The organism is Lewinella sp. W8 (genome assembly GCF_004375085.3).
Lineage (GTDB): Bacteria > Bacteroidota > Bacteroidia > Chitinophagales > Saprospiraceae > Neolewinella.
This window is the reverse complement of sequence record NZ_SNAQ03000085.1, coordinates 1-347: the sequence shown is the minus strand read 5'-3', so window position 1 is coordinate 347 and position 347 is coordinate 1. Positions and strand designations below refer to the sequence as shown.

Sequence of the window (347 nt, the reverse complement as noted above, 5' to 3'; positions counted from 1 at the left end):
GGGCATCAGCGTGACCGTCAGCGTCTGGATACAGATCGGGGTCGGTGCCTTGTCCGGCGTCACGCAGAACTCGAGGATGTCCACGTCGAAGTTACCACAACCGTCACCGGCGCGGATGCGCAGGGCGTGGTTACCTACGGGGATACCGCTCAGACGAACCGTGTAGGTGTCATCACCGTTAGCCACCACTTCGCTGGTCGTCAGGAAGCGCGTGCGCTCAAAGGACGTCGGTACTCCGGCGTAGTCCGCATCAAGCTCAACGCTGATGTCCACCTCAGAGCACTCGTCGAAGGCCTCGAAGGTCAGCGTTACCTCAGCAACACAGTTGTCGGGACCGATACCGGCGA

Annotated in this window: 1 pseudogene; it reads right to left on the bottom strand. The window is 61.1% G+C overall.

Annotated elements, in window-relative coordinates:
• Positions 1-347 (bottom strand): annotated as a pseudogene (locus E1J53_RS24125) (hypothetical protein); the annotation flags it as partial.